We start from the raw sequence: 16,609 nt of genomic DNA, 5'->3' as shown, positions 1-16,609 counted from the left end.
CGAATGACTAAGATTTGGTCACTCGATGCAATCTTGTTTGAGATACTGTTTTAAAACTAAATGACTATAAAGCCAAAAGTAATCGGAGGGAGGTATTCTATATTTCGGTAGGTATATGTCAAAGACATTTATTTTTCAATTGTCTTTGAGAAAGGAGTTTTGTGATTTTTAATAAGGTTCTCAAGCCAATTTCCTTTATCGTCTTCTCCTTCTGCATCATCATAGTCAACTTCTACATCATCCTCATCATCCGAAAAATCAACAGGTCCAAAAATAACCCATTTATTCTTTGCTGCTGAAATGTGTGGTTCGTTCTTTGTAGTTGTAAATAGAGTAAAGCCCAAGATACCGAGCAAAACAATCGTTCCTAATTTAAGTGATTTCTTCATAGTTAGTACTTCCTTTCTTGTTTTTAATAAAAAACTAGGAAATACCCTATAAAAAAGTATCTCCTAGTTGCTATTTATTTTAGAATTTACCAAAACAAATAAATGTATTTACGACTTTTCCACGTGCTGCTTTCACCAATTCTGGTTTGCGATTCAAGTCTTTAACGAATGTAGTCATAATATGTTTCCTCCAAATTTTAAAAAGTGTTTTTTGTGTTTGTAAGCCTTACAAGAACTATCTTACACCAAGAGCTGGAGAACTTAAAAATCGTTACATATCTGTAAGTTGGGAAATGGTATCCTCTATATGTTGAGACAAGTTATAACACTCTAGTAGTTGAGCCATTTCTAGTAGTTTTTTCATCGTACCAAATGCTTCTAGATCTCCTTGAAGATACTTTAATTGAGCTTTATAAAAGGTTATCTGAAGTCGTTCAAATAGATCATCCTCAAATATACCAAAACTTTCTATAGAACGTATCAGCTTAGCTGCTAATCTTTCCTCACCTCTATCTAACAAAATACCAACAGCTGCAAGCAATACTCCATAAATCCTTCGGAGATTCTCTTTAATGCCATGATAAAATTGAGTCCTACCAATCAGCTCTGCACACAATACGTTAATCGTTTGACTACTCAAACTTCGTATGCAATTCCCAAAAATCCAAATTTCATAGAGACACCATTCATCAATCGATAATAGGTAATCCGCAATCACTTTTTTTTCAACTTCTGAAATTTTCTTATCGGAATTACATTTATTCAACATGATATGGAAAACTGCAATCAAAACGCGATCTGATTTTCTTCCTTCTGATTCAAATTTTTTTTGAAATTCGTTGATTTTTTGTTCAAAATATCTACCATTACGGGCTTGTAAAGCCTTACGGATGTCAATAGATACCCTAACATCTTCAGATTGATAATACATATTGTAAAAAGTAGAAAACTCCCCCTGTAACACATCCATACGCTGTAAGCAGTTAAAGAAAGTATCTACAGATAAATTACTCTTACCATTTTCAAAGCGGGATAATTGAGCTGGGGTTACAAAATCTCCTGCAACCTCTTTTAAAGACATCTTTTTGGATTCTCGAATCGTTTTAAAAACTTTTCCATATTTTTCCATTTGACAAGCCTCGCTTACATTTATGTAATGATTTCAACATCTATCTAGAAATAGTTTATCATATTGTCAACAATAAATTAATTGGAGAAAATATATCATGAAAAAAATTATTTTACTTATCTCATTGCTCTCTGTGATCCTTAATACTTCACCTGCACTTGCCAATCAACACTCAAAATTTGAGTCAAAACAAACAAATACTATCTTTAAAAATCCTCGTACTAAACGAGAACTCCCAAAAGATTTTTTCATATGGTAAAACAATATGAATCAAAAGAAAATCTTCTACTCACTCTTTTTTAACGACCTCTTGTCTGATTTTGGAGATACGCTCTACTATCTATCTCTAATGAATTACATCATTCTATTACCAGATAGTCAGTTAGCTCTCTCTATTATCACATTATCTGAGACGATTCCCATCTTTTTCAAGATTATGATGGGCTATCTCGCTGACAAAACGAAAAACAAAATCAACTTTATCATGCTAACACAAGTATTTAGATTCATTCTCTATCTTCTTGTTGGCTTTCTCATTTCATTTAATCCTGCTCTTTGGGTTATACTTACCATTTCAGCAATCAATCTCTTATCTGATTTAGCAGGTCAATTTGAAAATAGTCTCTACCTTCCGATTGAGTTATAATTGATAGAAGAAGAGGAAAGAGAGCAGATATTCGCTACTACTCAAAGTATTGCTTCAATACTCAATATTCTTTTTAAATTAAGCGGAGCTGTTTTAGTAACTTGGATCAGCTATCAAGCATTAGCGTTTATCAACGCTACTACTTTCCTAGTTTGTGCTCTATTTATGCTATTGCTACGGTCACAATTAGCACCGCTCCAAAAAGTTGAAGATAGAACAGATGTCGAAGAGGAAAACGAGACCGATCATCATTTCTTGCAAGAAATAAAATCTGCCATCCTACATTTAAAGAATATTCCTCATCTCCTTGACTATCTCCTTATTATCGCATGTCTGAATGGTCTTTTTTCCATCATTACTCCACTCATTATTGCAGGTATTACAAACAATAAGAATTTTACTATCATTAACGCAGCAACAACCATCTCTCTTGCGGGGGTGATTCTGACTGTTGCAAATATTTTGGGAAATATCTCTGCGAATACAATATTCCAAAATGTAGCACTGAAAAAAATTCTTTATTTTGCCATGTTAGGATTGCCGTTTCTATTTCTATCATTCTTGAGCCAAAATATTTGGTTTTGTTTCTTACTACTATTCCTGCTAGGGATTGCCAGTGGAGCTGCTAGTCCAAAATTCTATGGCTTTCTCATGAATAACCTCTCGCCTGAAAAAATTGGTTTATTCATGAGCGAAATTGGAACAACCATGCAGCTAGGAATTGTTGGAGCACAACTATCATTTTCTGTACTTATCGCCTCAATATCTCCAGTTGCAATTAGCTACTTCTATCTCATTATCTCAGCATTATTTACTTATTGGATATTCATCAAACAAAGAAAAAAACGCACAAAGGAACTACTATGACATCACTTATCTCTGTAACAAATATCACCAAAACCTATCAAAGCAAGCACGCTGTTGATCATCTCTCCTTCGACATTCAAAAGGGCGAAATCTGCGGTCTTGTTGGAGAAAATGGAGCTGGTAAAACGACCCTCCTACGCATGCTAGCAGGCCTTCTCCGTCCGACATCTGGCAAGATGGTTATGGATAAACCTATCCGTCTTGGTGCCTTGATTGAGTCTCCAGCACTTCAACCCAATCTCTCAGCCCTGGCCAATCTTCGCTACCTCTCCCTGCAGCTAAATCTAAATTATAGCAATAAAGAACTGCTGAATATTTTAGAGATTGTGGGGCTTTCTGATGTGGATGCCAAAAAGAAATCCAAGGACTTCTCCCTGGGTATGCGACAACGTCTGGCTATTGCCATCGCTATTTTAGACAAGCCTGACTTTCTTATTCTTGATGAGCCAATCAATGGCTTAGACCCTGTGGGTATCAAGGAGATGCGGCAAATCATTCTTAATCTAAGAGACAGCTACAAGATGACGATTTTAATCTCTAGCCATATCCTGTCAGAACTCGAGCTGGTCGTTGACCGCTACATCATCATGCATCAAGGAAAAATTCTCAAGAAACTGTCCAAAAATTCCTTGACGCAAGAATTACAAGGAAAGCTCTATCTCCAAACCACTGATAATACGGCTGCTGAGAAGATTCTACAAGGTCAGTCTATCCCTTATCAGGTCGAAAACGACTACTTGGCTCTGCCTATCAACACCAAGCCAATGGATATGATACATCTAATGCTGAGCCAGTCCATCGACATTGAAGCCATCTTTAAGCAACAACAATCCTTTGAAAACTACTACCTTAACCTTATCAAACAAGGAGAATAATATGATTCACTACCTAAAAGCCGACATCTACCGCATCCAGCAAGAAAAGAAATTACTGATTTCATTAGGGATTTTAGTCCTCCTCTCCCTGCTATCTGCCTTTCTTTTCAAAGATAGCCCTTCTGCAGATAATACGGTATCACTCATTCAACTGTTGACACAGTTTATCATGCTCTTTTTCATTGTTCCGACCAACATTCTATTCGGAGAGGACTTTGCCCATCGCACCATCAATAACATCCTCATCAAGCAAAAACGCCGTCAAAAACTGTTTAGTTACAAGATTCTGACAACCATTCTTCTCAATCTCTTCTATGTAGCACTCAGCTATCTCATTTCTGCAGGCTTTCGTGTCTTGATGGGTGGGCAAGTTGATCTACAAGTATTTGGCGTAGCATTTCTCCATCAGATTCCTCTGTTGATTGCCATTTCCATTCTTTGCGACTTTCTCTTTATCATCATGAATCGTGTCGGACAAGCCTATCTAGCTTATATCTTGATTTCTTTACTATTTGATAATGTTTGCCGTCTTATTCTCTCGAATATCCTGCACCTGGACTTCCCAGTAGATTACTTTATCTTCCTTTCTCTCCAAAATGGAGTAGAAATTCCACCAACTACTATGATTCTCAGTTTTATACTATCACTTCTACTTCTTGGTGGTAGCTACTATGTGTTTAATGAAAAAGAACTAAAATAATTTAGTGTTTTTCATTTCTTTCATGGTTTTATTAAAATTTATAAATCTATTTTTCAGGTTTTACCAGCAAAAACACAATATGGTGCAATATAATGCATTATGTTGTGTTTTCTTTTTTCTTACTTAGTAAAAGTCAACAATCTATTTTTTTATTCTCTAAAAATCCCATACTTCTCTCTATATCTGCGAAAAGTACGTGCATTTATACCAACCAAACGCTCCACATCCATATCTGAATGACCAGTTAAAAACAAATCAAAAGCATGCTGCAATTTCGTATCATTCCTCGCAAACATCGGTTTACGTCCTTTATACTTACCTTTCCTTTTAGCAATTTCAATACCTTCGCGTTGACGTTCTAAAATCCTAACTCTCTCAACTTCAGCCTGATACTTATAGACTTCAATAATTAAGTTATTTAGTAAACGCCTAAGGTTCTCATTCTCAATTCCTGATAAACTAGGCAAACTTAAGTTCTCAATTGTTGCCCCTTTCGATTGAATAATAGACATCACTTCAGTCAACTCTTTATTATTACGTCCCAATCTATCTAGTTCAGAAACAACAATAATATCCCCGTCACGAATAAAAGACAATAAAGATTTTAATCCTGGACGATCTGTATCTTTACCACTTAACTTATCAGAAAACACCTTGAAAACACCAGACATTTTTTCTATCTGCCGATCCAGGTTCTGTTCTGAACTACTAACTCTAATATAACCTATTCTACTCATTATATTCTGCCTAACTTAAATGACCTAGTAAAAAGACTTAACCACTACGCTAATAAGAAAGTACATTTAGATTATACCCTATTGTCCGATCTCATTCACAGCCCACTATCATAGATATAATGTAATGGCATATTGCGTGTTTAATCTCTCATCCTGTATCTAACTCGAATAGTATCCCTAAAGAAGTCTCTTGGAACTTCTCTAAGGTTCTATTCATAAGCTTTGATAATAGGGAAAGCTTCTCTCCAAAAACTCGAGAGAGGGCTATATAATAGTCCCTACGTGCTTCTTTAGTCTTATTCATTAAAGAGATAGCCAAAGAAATAACTGAAGCAATTAGAATACCTCCCTGACGTCCGCGTTTAAACGAGTAAAGGAGCTTACCTTCAAACTGGAGTTGCTTCAACACATAATCCAAAGAACGTTCTGGAATCCCTATTTCATGGACTATGTCTTTCTTTTTTACACGCAAATAGGGATCAATAGCACTCGTTTCTTTCTGAAGATACGATAAAAAATCTTCTTTCCATTCTGAGAAGTGAATTCTTTGTCGATTGTCACGTGACTTCTTGTATTTATAATTTTTTATCTAATCCCATTTCAAATAATAGTGAATTATCAAGTATTTTGTGTTACAATAAGGTGATTATTTATTGGAGGATGTCATGTCTAAAGAACATATTGAAGCATTGAATGACCAGGAGATTGTCCGTCGTGAAAAAATGACGGCTCTTGCCCAACAAGGAATTGACCCTTTTGGGAAACGTTTTGAGCGCAGCACTAATTCTCGTGACTTAAAAGAAACCTACGCTGATAAAAGCAAGGAAGACCTACATGAGCTACAGGAAACGGCTGTTATTGCAGGACGTTTGATGACCAAACGTGGCAAAGGAAAGGCTGGTTTTGCCCACCTACAAGACCGTGACGGTCAAATACAACTCTATGTTCGTAAGGATGCTGTCGGCGATGACAACTACGAGATCTTCAAAAAGGCTGACTTAGGTGACTTCCTTGGTGTTGAAGGCGAGATTATGCGGACAGACATGGGGGAGCTGTCTATCAAAGCTACCAAGTTGACCCACCTGTCAAAAGCTCTTCGTCCTCTTCCTGAGAAATTCCACGGACTGACAGACATTGAAACGATCTACCGTAAACGCCACCTTGATTTGATTGCTAATCGTGATAGCTTTGATCGCTTTGTCACACGTTCAAAAATCATTTCAGAAATGCGCCGTTACCTTGATGGGCTTGGATTTCTTGAAGTCGAAACACCTGTCTTACATAACGAAGCTGGCGGAGCAGCTGCTCGTCCTTTTGTGACACATCACAATGCCCAAAACATTGACATGGTACTTCGTATCGCCACTGAATTGCACCTCAAACGCCTTATCGTTGGTGGTATGGAGCGTGTTTATGAAATTGGCCGTATTTTCCGTAATGAGGGCATGGACGCCACTCACAACCCAGAATTCACATCCATCGAAGTTTATCAGGCTTATGCAGACTACCTTGACATTATGGACTTGACAGAAGGCATCATCCAGCATGTCACCAAGGCTGTTAAAGGGGATGCCCCCGTAGTCTACCAAGGCACTGAAATCAATATTAAAGAGCCTTTCAAACGTGTTCATATGGTAGATGCCATCAAGGAAATCACTGGGGTTGACTTCTGGCAAGAGATGACGCTAGAAGATGCTGTCGCTCTGGCTAAGGCGAAAAAAGTGCCTCTTGAAAAGCACTTTACATCAATTGGTCACATCATCAACGCCTTCTTTGAAACCTTTGTTGAAGAAACCCTTATCCAACCAACCTTTATCTACGGTCATCCTGTAGAAGTATCCCCCCTTGCTAAGAAAAATGATAAAGACCCTCGCTTTACTGATCGCTTTGAGCTCTTTATCATGACCAAAGAATATGGCAATGCCTTCACCGAACTGAACGATCCGATTGATCAGTTGTCACGATTTGAGGCACAGGCACAAGCCAAAGCACTTGGGGATGATGAAGCGACTGGTATTGACTACGATTACGTTGAAGCCCTTGAATATGGGATGCCGCCAACAGGTGGACTTGGTATCGGTATTGATCGCCTCTGCATGCTCTTAACAAACACCACAACCATTCGTGATGTGCTATTATTCCCAACAATGAAATAAATGACGTTCAAACCCCTGATTGACTTAATCCAAGCTAGAATGAGAATGGATCAAAAAAATAGCCTAATGGCTATCTCAGTCATTATCGTTGGACCACCTCGAAGGAGTTATCATGTCTAAACAATACCTTTTTTACTTATCTGCCCTTATTTTCCTGCTTTACGGTATGTTTGCTAGTAAATGGGTGTTTGTCTTTTTGAGCTTTGTATTTGTGATGATTGGCATTTCCAAACGTCTGCAAGACCCACCTAAACAAAGAAATCACAAATAGGCAACCAGACAGAAATGCCTTATCCTGTGATTTTAAAACGTCTACACACAAGCGGTCAGGACAATCCTGACCGCTTTTGTTTTTATTTTTTCAATTCTTGAACCAGAACTTGAAATTCATCATTGGTTAAGGTGATGCCTTTTCCCATTTTACGATGATCTGGACTCCAGGTTCTAATATCAAACTTTGGCTCTGCCCCATTAAAGCTAACACGGTTTAACTCCTTGGTCCATCCCTTATCATTTTCAGATAAGACCAAGAGTTTTTCAATGATTTCAAATGTAAATGTTGCCATAAAGACCTCCTACCTATCTATTCGAGATACTAGAACCATTATACCATGATTTTTTAGTGATTTTAAGGATTTTTATTGGTATTTCAATACTATTTTCTAAATCTGTGTTTCAGTTGTTAGTATTTCAATACTAAAATGACATTTTTATTTCAAAAAAGTCGTGACAAGTCTGCTTTATTATGTTATGATAAAATAGTATCACATTGAGGGAGTTGTTATGGCAAGTCAATTGAATAAAAAAACTCTGCCAGATGAACAACAACATCAAGAGCAAGAGTTTGACGAAAAATACCAACATTTTTATGACTATGATCATAAGAGCATCAAATTAAAAGAAGTCGCTTTTTTAGGGCAGGTTTCACTCTTTTCGATTTTCACTGTCATTACTGCCTTTATCCTCTTGAGCTTTGATTTCAAACCCTACTTGGCTTTTCCGATTGCGATGCTTGTCGCAACAGTATTGACGTCTATTATCTATCAAATCATTATTACATTTCTAAAAAAATAACCCTTTACCGTTTTTGAACAGTAAAGGGTTTTATGATGCTATCATACCTTATGAAAGGTCATCTTCAAAATAGTCAATGACAATGTCATCTACTTCTGCTTTGTTTTTGACTTTTTGAACCTTATCAAGGGCTTGGTCAGCAAGATCCCAATCCTTAACTTGATTGAGTTTTTGAGCAGCAACTTCCTTGACTTGACTAGCCTTTTCTTTGACTTGGTCAAGGACATCTTCAGCTGCCCATTCACCCTCATCATATTTTGATTTATAGTCATTAAACTTTTCGACAGCTCGATCTTTATAAGCTATCGCTTTTTCCTTGGCCAGTTGGTTATACTCTTTTGGATTATCTTTATAGTCAGCGATAAGGTCACTGGCTTTTTCTTTTGCTTCTTTGCCTTTAGTTGTTTTGAAAAAATAAGCGATTGCTGCGCCAAGTGTCGCACCAATGACGAGTGATTTCCCGAATTTTACCATAGTTTCCTCCTAAAGAATTTTATTCTTTGATTTATGTTTTGGAATGTCTTTTAAGATCTAGTTACTGTTTCTTTTTCTTAAATAATTTAGAACCTATCTTACCAGCAATATAAGACTTCCCTGCTGTTCCAAGTGTGCTACGAACACCGCTGGTTTTTTGACCTATATGACGAGCCTTGATATTCAAGTCAGAGACGCTTTCAGACAAATCAGCAATGGCCACAAATAGTGGGTCAATGGTGGCGATTTTACCATTAACATCTTCGACCAAGACATTGGTTTTGGCCAAGATTTCATTGGTTTGAAAGAGGGTTACGGCGATATCGCTGGTCAATACCTTAATGGTCTGTTGTGTCTCATCAATCGTTGCAGCTACTTTTTTTAAGACTATGCTCAGGTAAACAACCAAAGCCACAAATGCTAAAGCGATCATTAACATTGAAATGCCTACTAAATTCATATCTTTCTCCTATTTGTTTATTTCTTCTTTGACATAAAATGGTATATTCAAGCGGTAGCGGCGATACAGGAATAAGGCGAGACCTAAACAGAGCAAGACTGCTGATAACCACTGTGACACCCTAAGACCTGCTAGCATAAGGCTATCCGTCCGCATCCCTTCAATGACCAAACGACCACAACCATACCAAATGATGTAAAAAAGAGTGGGTTCGCCTTTTTTTAAGAGCTTGGGCTTGTGACGAAGACTCATGATGATGATAAAGCCTAAGAGATTCCAGAGCGATTCATACAAGAAGGTTGGTAATCTATAAGCACCATCAATATACATTTGCTGACGGATAAATGCTGGCAAGTAATCGAGGTGCTTAACAGCTTTGCCAAAGGCTTCTTGATTGACAAAATTGCCCCAACGCCCTAAACTTTGAGCAATCATGACACCCGGTGCAGCGATGTCTAGAAAATCAACCGTATCTATAAAGTGATGACGGCTAAAGAAATAAAGAACAAGAGCACCCGTAATCAAGCCTCCGTAGATGGCAATCCCGCCATTCCAGATGGCAAAGACTTCTGATAGATGATCCTTATAGTAAGACCACTCAAAGAGAACATAGTAGAGACGAGCACCAAGAATAGCTACTGGAAAGGCGATTAAAATAAAATCAAGAACAGAGTCTGGTGCTATCTTTTTTCTCGGCGCTTCTTTTCGAGCCAGATAAACAGCCAAGATGAGACCTAACACAATACACAAGGCATACCAACGAATCTCAAGAGGGCCTAGCTTTAAGGCAGTTGGATTAATCATCATCTGCCTCATTTCTAGAAATGAGATCTGTCAGACGTTCTTGGAAGGTCTTTGTGGCATCAAATCCCATCAACTTGGCCCGATGGTTCATGGCTGCTGCCTCAATGACAACTGAGACATTTCGTCCAGTCTTGACAGGGATACGGACACGTGGAATCTTGACCCCTGAAAACTCGATCTCTTCATTGCCATTTCCCAGACGATCAAAAACTTTATCAGCTTCAAAATTCTCAAGGTAAATGGCTAACTGTACTTGTGATGAATCCTTGACGGCACTTGCTCCATAAAGGCTCATAATATCAATGATGCCAACACCACGAATCTCTAATAAATGCCGTAAAATCTCAGCAGGCTCACCCCAGAGAGTTTCTTCGTCTTTGGCATAGACATCAACACGATCATCTGCTACCAAGCGATGCCCTCGCTTGACCAGCTCAAGTCCCGTCTCACTCTTACCGATACCAGAGTCGCCCTGAATCAAAACACCCATACCATAAATGTCCATAAGAACACCATGAACGCTGGTTCGCTCGGCTAGGCAGGAATCCAAATACCAAGAAATTTCTCCCGATAAACGGCTAGTAGGCACATCACTTGAGAGAACAGCCACACCATTATTTTGCGCTGCCTGAATGATTTCCTCTTGAATCTCCAAACCCCGTGCAAAGATAATAGCTGGTGTTTCAGACTTCAACATCTCATTAAGCACTTGAAAACGGTTATGGTCCGTCATGGCATTGAGGTAGGACCACTCCTTCATTCCTACGACCTGAACCCGCTCAGGAGCATAATAATCAAAATAACCCGTCATTTCAAGACCAGGTCTTAGAATATCTGATGTCATTATTTTTTTGGCTAAGAGTGACTCGTCACCATAGATGACTTTGCACTTGGTCTTATCGACTAGCATTTGAACTGTGACAGACATAAGGCCTCCTTAAACTCTAGCTTTCTTTTGAACTATTATACCATATTTCCTCAAAAAAGTAAGCACTCTTGTGAGACTTATCAATACCAAATGTCCTGGTCATCGTCCCCTGCTTGAGCATGTTTACGACGACGCTTGCTGTTAAAGGGCTGACTGCCTTCTAAGTCCTCTTTATAGGGCAAAAAGATTGCCAAGACAAGATAAATAATGATTGTAAAATGTGCAAAAAGGCATGCCAAGACAAACAAAGCCCTGACCACAGGCAGATCCCATTGAAACTTATCCGAAAGTCCTGCAAGGACACCTGCCAAAACACGACCTCGTTTTAAACGGTAAAATGGCTCACTCATGATGATTCTCCTTTAATGTGATTGATTGTAAGCTTACCATTAGTATAGCCCATTCGCCTAAAAAAGAAATCAGCCCTACGACTGATTTCCTTTCTTAACAAGCATTAACGGACCTTGACACTTGCCACAGACGTATTTTTTGAGGTTAATCCGTCTCCTGCGAGCATAGACTTGATAACAGGTCTGGCACTGATACTGATAGGTATGAGAAAACTCTTGAAGTCTTGGGGCAAAGCGACAACCATTGACTTTTGCTAATAAAGCTTTGAAGTCAGGGTCTTGATGCCTATACCCTTTTCCTTGAAAGTACAGATGATAGTGGCAGAGTTCATGCCTTACGATTTGACGAAACAGGCTCTCACCATAGACTTCTAAATGTTTGGGATTGAAGTCCAAATGCCCATCTGATGGGAAAAAGCGTCCTCCAGTCGTTCTTAAGCGCTTATTAAAAGAAGCCTGATGCTGAAATTCCCAGCCAAAATCCTCTAAAGAAACTTGCTTAACGTAATCAGTCAGCATGGCGAGGGTCTACTAGGGAGAGATTGATTTTGTCACGTTCCAGATCAATTTTAGCGACCCAAACCGTCACAATATCACCTACAGAAACCACCTGACTAGGGTGCTTGACAAAGGTTTTTGACATGTTAGAGATATGGATAAGCCCATCATCATGAAGACCAATGTCGACAAAAGCCCCAAAATCCACAACATTACGCACAGTTCCTTCCAGCTTTTGCCCCACTGCCAAATCGTTAATATCAAGCACGTCTTGACGCAAGATAGGTGCTTCAAACTCATCACGAAGATCCCGACCTGGCTTGAGTAAATCTTGGATGATGTCTTGGAGTGTTGCCTGACCAAGGTCTAACTGCTTCGCTGTTTCAGCGATGGACAAGGATTGCAATTTGGCTTTAGCAGTAGCATCTAGTGCCTTGATGTCTAATTGCTTGAACAGTTTTGTGACAGCACTATAGCTTTCTGGGTGAACACCAGTATTATCCAGGATATTTTTGGCATCAGGTATGCGAAGAAAACCAGCCGCCTGCTCAAAGGCCTTAGCCCCTAAGCGTGGCACTTTCTTGAGCTGAGCACGAGAAGTGAGCGCACCATTTTCCTCACGATAGGCAACAATATTTTCTGAGGTGGTTTTATTAAGTCCTGAAACATGGGCTAAGAGAGCAGGGCTAGCGGTATTAACATTAACACCCACTTGGTTAACCACAGTAGCTACCACAAAGTCAAGATTTTCAGCCAATTTTTTTTGGCTGACATCATGCTGGTATTGACCAACTCCGATAGACTTGGGATCAATTTTGACTAATTCTGCCAAAGGATCCTGAAGTCGACGAGCAATGGAGATAGCCGAGCGCTTTTCAACCGTTAAATCAGGAAATTCCTGACGTGCCAACTCTGAAGCCGAATACACAGATGCGCCAGATTCATTAACAATGACGTAAGAAACCTGCGGAAAATCCTTGAGAACTTCTGCGACAAAGGCTTCACTTTCGCGACTGGCTGTGCCATTACCGATAGCAATGATGTCAATCTCATAGTTTTGAATTAAGTTTGCTAGTGCTTGCTTGGCTGAGGCAATCTTAGCTTGACTAGCAGGTGCTACTGGATAGATGACTTGAGTTGTCAGTAGCTTACCAGTCTGATCAACCACTGCTAGCTTAGCACCTGTCCGAAAAGCCGGGTCAAAACCAAGTACCATCTTCCCTTTTAAAGGAGAAACCAGGAGAAGATGACGAAGATTGTCTGAAAAGAGGTTGATAGCACCATTTTCGGCACTCTCCGTCAATTCGCTACGAATGCGACGCTCCATGGCTGGAACAATCTTTTTCTTGCAAGCCTCTTGAACAATCTTATGAATATAGGCATTCTTTTCTTTGAAACGTGCCTCATAAAAACGACACATTTTATCCAGTTGATGCTCAAAAGAAAGGTTTAAAATCCCTAGTTTTTCCCCACGATTGAGGGCAAGAATACGATACCCCTGTAATGTCCCTAGGGCTTCTGCAAAATCATAGTAAATCTGAAAAACTTGCTTATCATCACTTTCTTGATCTTTTAGTTGTGAGGTTAGTTTACTATTAGCCCAAATCTCATTGTAGGTCCACGAGCGTAGCTTATTATCATTAGCTAGGGCTTCAATGAGAATATCACAGGCTCCTGCTAAAGCTTTCTCTGCTGTTTCAAAACCTTCAGTGACAAAAGCTTCTGCCTTTGTTTCAAGATTTGGGACATTTTGTAAAATGAGACGAGCCAGTGGGAACAAGCCTGCTTCACGCGCCACAGTCGCCTTGGTCCGACGTTTTTCCTTATAAGGCAGGTAAAGCTCTTCCACCTCAGCTAACTTGTCAGCTGCTTGAATGGCTTGGCGAAGCTGGTCTGTCAAATGACCTTGCTCCTCTATTTTTGCTAGCACGGTTTTTTGACGGTCAGAAAGAGCGGTCAAGGATTTGTCTAAATCGATGATTGCTTTGATTTGCACTTCATCCAGATTACCCGTTTTTTCTTTGCGGTAACGTGCGATGAAAGGGATGGTATTTCCTTCAACCGTCAGTGCTAAGACCTGCTCGATCTGATGACTGGTTAAACCCAACTCTTGGGTCATTTTAGTAAGATGTTGATTTTCCATAACTCATCTATTATAGCTTAAATCATGATGATTGGCTATTTAAAAAAGAAGTGACTAGGAAACGCTGAGTAAGTCTCCTAATCACTCCCTATAAGACAGTGCTGTTAATAGCATCACTTTAGAGCAACTTAAGCTCAATGACGTTAAAAGCACTTAACATCAATCCATAAGAGGTTTTGAATGATCGAATTGTTGCCAAATCAAGCCAAAAATGAGGCCAATAAGGGCAGGTAAAACCCAGCCCATCCCAAGGCTAAAGAATGGTAGAAGCTTGCTCGCAAAGCCCAGTAAGGCTTGTACAGGTGCTAGACCACTGATGATGGCTGGTGTCGCATTTAATCCGTCCACAATGGCTGCTAGCAAGGTAAAGAAGACCACTGCTTGGTAGACCTTTTGTGACAAGGCAAAGCGAGCTGAGGCTAGCCCTAACAAGACCAAGACGATAGAGAGCGGGTAGAGGAACATGAGGACAGGTATTGATAGTTGGATAATCTGTGTCAAGCCTACATTAGCAATAAGGGCTGAAAGTAGAGAAACACCTATCAAATAGACATTATAAGACTTGCTTGGGAAGAGCTGGTGCAAGGTTTCAGAGCAAGCCGTTGTCAGACCGATACAGGTCTTAAAGCAGCCAAGAAAGACAATCAAGGCTAAAATAACACTACCAAAAGCCCCGAGATAGTGGGCTGTGATTTGACCTAGGGCGATACCGCCATTGTCACTCATGGCAAAGCCACCTAGGCTGGTTGTCCCTGCATAAGCAAGAAGGGTGTAAATCACACTCATTAGCCCCATTGCAATCAAACCAGATTTGGTCATCTCAATAGCGATTGTCTTGGGTTGGTCAATCCCTTTTTGTTTGAGGGCTGTGATCACAACGATACCAAAGGCAAGGCCAGCTAGTACATCAAGCGTATTATAACCTTCAATAAAGCCTTTTAAGAGCGGCGCCGTCTGGTAGGCCTCACCAACTGCTGCACTACTCACTGGAGCCAAAGGATTGATAATCACAAGGGCAAGCACAAGTCCAAGGACCACCAAGAAAGCTGGGTTGATGTATTTTCCGATAATATCAACTAGCTTGCCAGGCTTTTTAGATAAGAAGTAAGCCAGTCCAAAAAAGATGACGGAATAAATGGCCAAAGCTGGTGTTTTCATGGCGTCACTAAGGTAAGGTGCAAAAGCAATTTCAAAAGATACAGTTGCTAGACGAGGCATGGCAAAAAAAGGACCAATAACCAGGTACAATGCTACCGTAAAGAAGTAGGCAAAAGGCTTGGTAACGCGACTAGCAAGGTGAAATACCCCCTTGCCCCCCGATAAACCAATCGCCATAATGCTAAGAAACGGGAAACCAATAGCAGTCAGTAAAAAACCGATGTTCGCAGACCATAAAGAAGCACCTGCTTCTTGTCCCATATGAACTGGGAAAATTAAATTCCCAGCCCCAAATAACATGCCAAAAAGCATCGATCCAATAAAGAATGAATCTTTTCGTGATAACGTTTGTTTCAAATGAATACCTCCTAAAATAAAATTGTCCTATTATATCATGAAAACAGCCATGAAAACAAGCACTATTTCAAAAAATAGTATCTTTTAAAGCCTATTAACCGATTTGGTCATCTTTAGTCAAATGACAAAGAGATTTTTACTCCAGAACTTGAGAGCCTAAAAAGAAAAATCGCCATAGCGACTTTTCTTTTTTCATTTAATTGAGTTCAACCAATTCACCTGTTTCCAAATAAACCAAGCGTTCACAGATATTGGCAATGTAGTCACCGAATCGTTCGATATGATGCAAAATGGCAAGGTACTCTGTTCCATTTGGGATATGGACATCTTGCTGCTTCATCTGTGAAATCATCTCCTTGGATAAATACCAATAGGCCTGATCTAGTGATTCATCCTGCTTGGCCAGTTCTTTTGCAGAACTGCTGGTATGAGCGGGGAAAATACGGATCATATCCTCAAGCATCCTTAGCGCATCTTGCCCCATCTCTTGGAGTCTCTCTTCAAATAGAGGACTTCTCTCCACTTCTTTTAAGCGTGTGATGGATTTGGCAATCCCTGCAAAATGGTCTGCCATACGCTCCAGGTCGGAGCTAGAAGCCATGATTGCAAGCACTAGTCGTAGATCAGAGACCATAGGTTGTTGCAAGGCTAAAACATTGGCACAAGCGATTTCAATAGCGATTTGATAATCATTGATACGCTTGTCGTCATCGACTAAAATGCTTGCCAACTGCTGATCATACGTCATCATCGCAAGCAAGGTCTTTGAACCATTTTTAAGGACTTCTTGTGCCATCTCTAAAAAATGATTTTCCAAAGACTGTAACTCTAAATCAAAGTGTTCTCTCATGATAACCTCTTCTC

The 16,609-nt window shown here is 39.6% G+C and carries 22 protein-coding genes; 8 read left to right on the top strand and 14 right to left on the bottom strand.

Features of this window, described 5'->3' with window-relative positions; all coding sequences use genetic code 11:
- Positions 1–128: 128 nt before the first annotated feature.
- Both ACMZ6Z_RS02920 and ACMZ6Z_RS02915 read right to left on the bottom strand, forming a co-directional pair.
- Complete coding sequence (locus ACMZ6Z_RS02920) at positions 129–389, bottom strand: hypothetical protein (RefSeq protein ID WP_416131168.1); 261 nt, start codon at positions 387–389, stop codon at positions 129–131.
- Between the two features lie 271 nt (positions 390–660).
- Positions 661–1,518, bottom strand: a complete 858-nt coding sequence (locus tag ACMZ6Z_RS02915; RefSeq protein ID WP_416131167.1) for a helix-turn-helix domain-containing protein — start codon at positions 1,516–1,518, stop codon at positions 661–663.
- 97 nt (positions 1,519–1,615) lie between these two features.
- On the opposite strand from ACMZ6Z_RS02915, the gene ACMZ6Z_RS02910 reads away from it, so the two are divergent.
- Genes ACMZ6Z_RS02910 through ACMZ6Z_RS02890 form a run of 5 tightly spaced genes read left to right on the top strand, consistent with a single transcriptional unit; the run spans position 1,616 to position 4,606 of the window.
- The gene (locus tag ACMZ6Z_RS02910) at positions 1,616–1,777 is read left to right on the top strand and encodes a hypothetical protein (RefSeq protein ID WP_416131166.1); all 162 of its coding nucleotides are present in this window, start codon (positions 1,616–1,618) and stop codon (positions 1,775–1,777) included.
- Between the two features lie 6 nt (positions 1,778–1,783).
- The gene (locus ACMZ6Z_RS02905) at positions 1,784–2,164 is read left to right on the top strand and encodes a hypothetical protein (RefSeq protein ID WP_416131165.1); all 381 of its coding nucleotides are present in this window, start codon (positions 1,784–1,786) and stop codon (positions 2,162–2,164) included.
- Positions 2,165–3,031 carry an MFS transporter gene (locus tag ACMZ6Z_RS02900; protein ID WP_416131164.1) on the top strand — a complete coding sequence of 289 codons (867 nt, stop codon included), beginning with the start codon at positions 2,165–2,167 and terminating at the stop codon, positions 3,029–3,031. It begins immediately after the preceding gene.
- Complete coding sequence (locus ACMZ6Z_RS02895) at positions 3,028–3,906, top strand: ATP-binding cassette domain-containing protein (protein WP_416131163.1); 879 nt, start codon at positions 3,028–3,030, stop codon at positions 3,904–3,906. The genes ACMZ6Z_RS02900 and ACMZ6Z_RS02895 overlap by 4 nt, the downstream gene beginning before the upstream one ends.
- A gap of 1 nt (position 3,907) precedes the next feature.
- Entirely contained in the window at positions 3,908–4,606 is a 699-nt protein-coding gene (locus ACMZ6Z_RS02890; protein ID WP_416131162.1) for an ABC transporter permease, read from the top strand.
- 149 nt (positions 4,607–4,755) lie between these two features.
- On the opposite strand, the gene ACMZ6Z_RS02885 is transcribed toward ACMZ6Z_RS02890, so the two are convergent.
- Together ACMZ6Z_RS02885 and ACMZ6Z_RS02880 are read right to left on the bottom strand one after the other, a co-directional pair.
- Positions 4,756–5,343 (bottom strand): recombinase family protein, encoded by a 588-nt coding sequence (locus tag ACMZ6Z_RS02885; protein ID WP_416131161.1) that lies wholly within the window; start codon positions 5,341–5,343, stop codon positions 4,756–4,758.
- A 148-nt stretch (positions 5,344–5,491) separates the two neighbouring features.
- Complete coding sequence (locus ACMZ6Z_RS02880; RefSeq protein WP_416131160.1) at positions 5,492–5,815, bottom strand: hypothetical protein; 324 nt, start codon at positions 5,813–5,815, stop codon at positions 5,492–5,494.
- Between the two features lie 193 nt (positions 5,816–6,008).
- On the opposite strand from ACMZ6Z_RS02880, the gene lysS reads away from it, so the two are divergent.
- The gene (lysS, locus tag ACMZ6Z_RS02875) at positions 6,009–7,499 is read left to right on the top strand and encodes a lysine--tRNA ligase (protein ID WP_416131159.1); all 1,491 of its coding nucleotides are present in this window, start codon (positions 6,009–6,011) and stop codon (positions 7,497–7,499) included.
- A gap of 112 nt (positions 7,500–7,611) precedes the next feature.
- Complete coding sequence (locus tag ACMZ6Z_RS02870) at positions 7,612–7,770, top strand: hypothetical protein (protein WP_416131158.1); 159 nt, start codon at positions 7,612–7,614, stop codon at positions 7,768–7,770.
- An 82-nt stretch (positions 7,771–7,852) separates the two neighbouring features.
- Here ACMZ6Z_RS02870 and ACMZ6Z_RS02865 read toward each other — a convergent pair whose 3' ends face one another.
- A complete protein-coding gene (locus ACMZ6Z_RS02865) occupies positions 7,853–8,065 on the bottom strand; it encodes a YdbC family protein (RefSeq protein WP_416131157.1) in 213 nt (70 codons plus the stop codon).
- 217 nt (positions 8,066–8,282) lie between these two features.
- Here ACMZ6Z_RS02865 and ACMZ6Z_RS02860 point away from each other — a divergent pair, with 217 nt between their 5' ends.
- Entirely contained in the window at positions 8,283–8,573 is a 291-nt protein-coding gene (locus ACMZ6Z_RS02860; RefSeq protein ID WP_416131156.1) for a DUF3270 family protein, read from the top strand.
- A 48-nt stretch (positions 8,574–8,621) separates the two neighbouring features.
- Here the strand turns inward: ACMZ6Z_RS02860 and ACMZ6Z_RS02855 are convergent, their stop codons facing one another.
- The 9 genes from ACMZ6Z_RS02855 to phoU form a co-directional block, all read right to left on the bottom strand.
- A complete protein-coding gene (locus ACMZ6Z_RS02855) occupies positions 8,622–9,047 on the bottom strand; it encodes a YtxH domain-containing protein (RefSeq protein WP_416131155.1) in 426 nt (141 codons plus the stop codon).
- A 61-nt stretch (positions 9,048–9,108) separates the two neighbouring features.
- On the bottom strand, positions 9,109–9,507 hold the full coding sequence (locus ACMZ6Z_RS02850) for a DUF948 domain-containing protein (RefSeq protein ID WP_416131154.1): 399 nt from the start codon (positions 9,505–9,507) through the stop codon (positions 9,109–9,111).
- Positions 9,508–9,516: 9 nt separating this feature from the next.
- A complete protein-coding gene (gene lgt / locus ACMZ6Z_RS02845) occupies positions 9,517–10,311 on the bottom strand; it encodes a prolipoprotein diacylglyceryl transferase (RefSeq protein ID WP_416131153.1) in 795 nt (264 codons plus the stop codon).
- Positions 10,304–11,239: an HPr(Ser) kinase/phosphatase gene (gene hprK / locus ACMZ6Z_RS02840; RefSeq protein ID WP_416131152.1), complete on the bottom strand. Its 936-nt coding sequence runs from the start codon at positions 11,237–11,239 to the stop codon at positions 10,304–10,306. The genes lgt and hprK overlap by 8 nt, the downstream gene beginning before the upstream one ends.
- 80 nt (positions 11,240–11,319) lie before the next feature.
- Complete coding sequence (locus ACMZ6Z_RS02835) at positions 11,320–11,589, bottom strand: PspC domain-containing protein (RefSeq protein ID WP_416131151.1); 270 nt, start codon at positions 11,587–11,589, stop codon at positions 11,320–11,322.
- Between the two features lie 75 nt (positions 11,590–11,664).
- Positions 11,665–12,108, bottom strand: a complete 444-nt coding sequence (locus ACMZ6Z_RS02830; protein WP_416131150.1) for a SprT family protein — start codon at positions 12,106–12,108, stop codon at positions 11,665–11,667.
- Positions 12,098–14,230 (bottom strand): Tex family protein, encoded by a 2,133-nt coding sequence (locus ACMZ6Z_RS02825; protein ID WP_416131149.1) that lies wholly within the window; start codon positions 14,228–14,230, stop codon positions 12,098–12,100. The genes ACMZ6Z_RS02830 and ACMZ6Z_RS02825 overlap by 11 nt, the downstream gene beginning before the upstream one ends.
- A gap of 159 nt (positions 14,231–14,389) precedes the next feature.
- The gene (gene brnQ / locus ACMZ6Z_RS02820) at positions 14,390–15,745 is read right to left on the bottom strand and encodes a branched-chain amino acid transport system II carrier protein (RefSeq protein WP_416131148.1); all 1,356 of its coding nucleotides are present in this window, start codon (positions 15,743–15,745) and stop codon (positions 14,390–14,392) included.
- A gap of 196 nt (positions 15,746–15,941) precedes the next feature.
- Positions 15,942–16,595 (bottom strand): phosphate signaling complex protein PhoU, encoded by a 654-nt coding sequence (phoU, locus tag ACMZ6Z_RS02815; RefSeq protein WP_416131147.1) that lies wholly within the window; start codon positions 16,593–16,595, stop codon positions 15,942–15,944.
- Positions 16,596–16,609 lie beyond the last annotated feature (14 nt).

This window comes from Streptococcus pluranimalium, assembly GCF_047785705.1.
GTDB classification, from domain to species: domain Bacteria; phylum Bacillota; class Bacilli; order Lactobacillales; family Streptococcaceae; genus Streptococcus; species Streptococcus pluranimalium_A.
Note: the sequence above shows the minus strand (reverse complement) of the source record. Positions and strands in the feature narration are given on the sequence as shown.

Bases quoted from the DNA above. Each gene is read 5' to 3' on its own strand.
- phoU (WP_416131147.1), bottom strand. From the start codon at position 16,595: ATGAGAGAACACTTTGATTTAGAGTTACAGTCTTTGGAAAATCATTTT.
- ACMZ6Z_RS02855 (WP_416131155.1), bottom strand. From the start codon at position 9,047: ATGGTAAAATTCGGGAAATCACTCGTCATTGGTGCGACACTTGGCGCA.
- ACMZ6Z_RS02850 (WP_416131154.1), bottom strand. From the start codon at position 9,507: ATGAATTTAGTAGGCATTTCAATGTTAATGATCGCTTTAGCATTTGTG.
- ACMZ6Z_RS02910 (WP_416131166.1), top strand. From the start codon at position 1,616: ATGAAAAAAATTATTTTACTTATCTCATTGCTCTCTGTGATCCTTAAT.
- ACMZ6Z_RS02825 (WP_416131149.1), bottom strand. From the start codon at position 14,230: ATGGAAAATCAACATCTTACTAAAATGACCCAAGAGTTGGGTTTAACC.
- ACMZ6Z_RS02895 (WP_416131163.1), top strand. From the start codon at position 3,028: ATGACATCACTTATCTCTGTAACAAATATCACCAAAACCTATCAAAGC.
- ACMZ6Z_RS02905 (WP_416131165.1), top strand. From the start codon at position 1,784: ATGAATCAAAAGAAAATCTTCTACTCACTCTTTTTTAACGACCTCTTG.
- ACMZ6Z_RS02860 (WP_416131156.1), top strand. From the start codon at position 8,283: ATGGCAAGTCAATTGAATAAAAAAACTCTGCCAGATGAACAACAACAT.
- ACMZ6Z_RS02890 (WP_416131162.1), top strand. From the start codon at position 3,908: ATGATTCACTACCTAAAAGCCGACATCTACCGCATCCAGCAAGAAAAG.
- ACMZ6Z_RS02835 (WP_416131151.1), bottom strand. From the start codon at position 11,589: ATGAGTGAGCCATTTTACCGTTTAAAACGAGGTCGTGTTTTGGCAGGT.
- lysS (WP_416131159.1), top strand. From the start codon at position 6,009: ATGTCTAAAGAACATATTGAAGCATTGAATGACCAGGAGATTGTCCGT.
- ACMZ6Z_RS02885 (WP_416131161.1), bottom strand. From the start codon at position 5,343: ATGAGTAGAATAGGTTATATTAGAGTTAGTAGTTCAGAACAGAACCTG.
- lgt (WP_416131153.1), bottom strand. From the start codon at position 10,311: ATGATTAATCCAACTGCCTTAAAGCTAGGCCCTCTTGAGATTCGTTGG.
- ACMZ6Z_RS02915 (WP_416131167.1), bottom strand. From the start codon at position 1,518: ATGGAAAAATATGGAAAAGTTTTTAAAACGATTCGAGAATCCAAAAAG.
- ACMZ6Z_RS02920 (WP_416131168.1), bottom strand. From the start codon at position 389: ATGAAGAAATCACTTAAATTAGGAACGATTGTTTTGCTCGGTATCTTG.
- hprK (WP_416131152.1), bottom strand. From the start codon at position 11,239: ATGTCTGTCACAGTTCAAATGCTAGTCGATAAGACCAAGTGCAAAGTC.
- ACMZ6Z_RS02870 (WP_416131158.1), top strand. From the start codon at position 7,612: ATGTCTAAACAATACCTTTTTTACTTATCTGCCCTTATTTTCCTGCTT.
- ACMZ6Z_RS02865 (WP_416131157.1), bottom strand. From the start codon at position 8,065: ATGGCAACATTTACATTTGAAATCATTGAAAAACTCTTGGTCTTATCT.
- ACMZ6Z_RS02830 (WP_416131150.1), bottom strand. From the start codon at position 12,108: ATGCTGACTGATTACGTTAAGCAAGTTTCTTTAGAGGATTTTGGCTGG.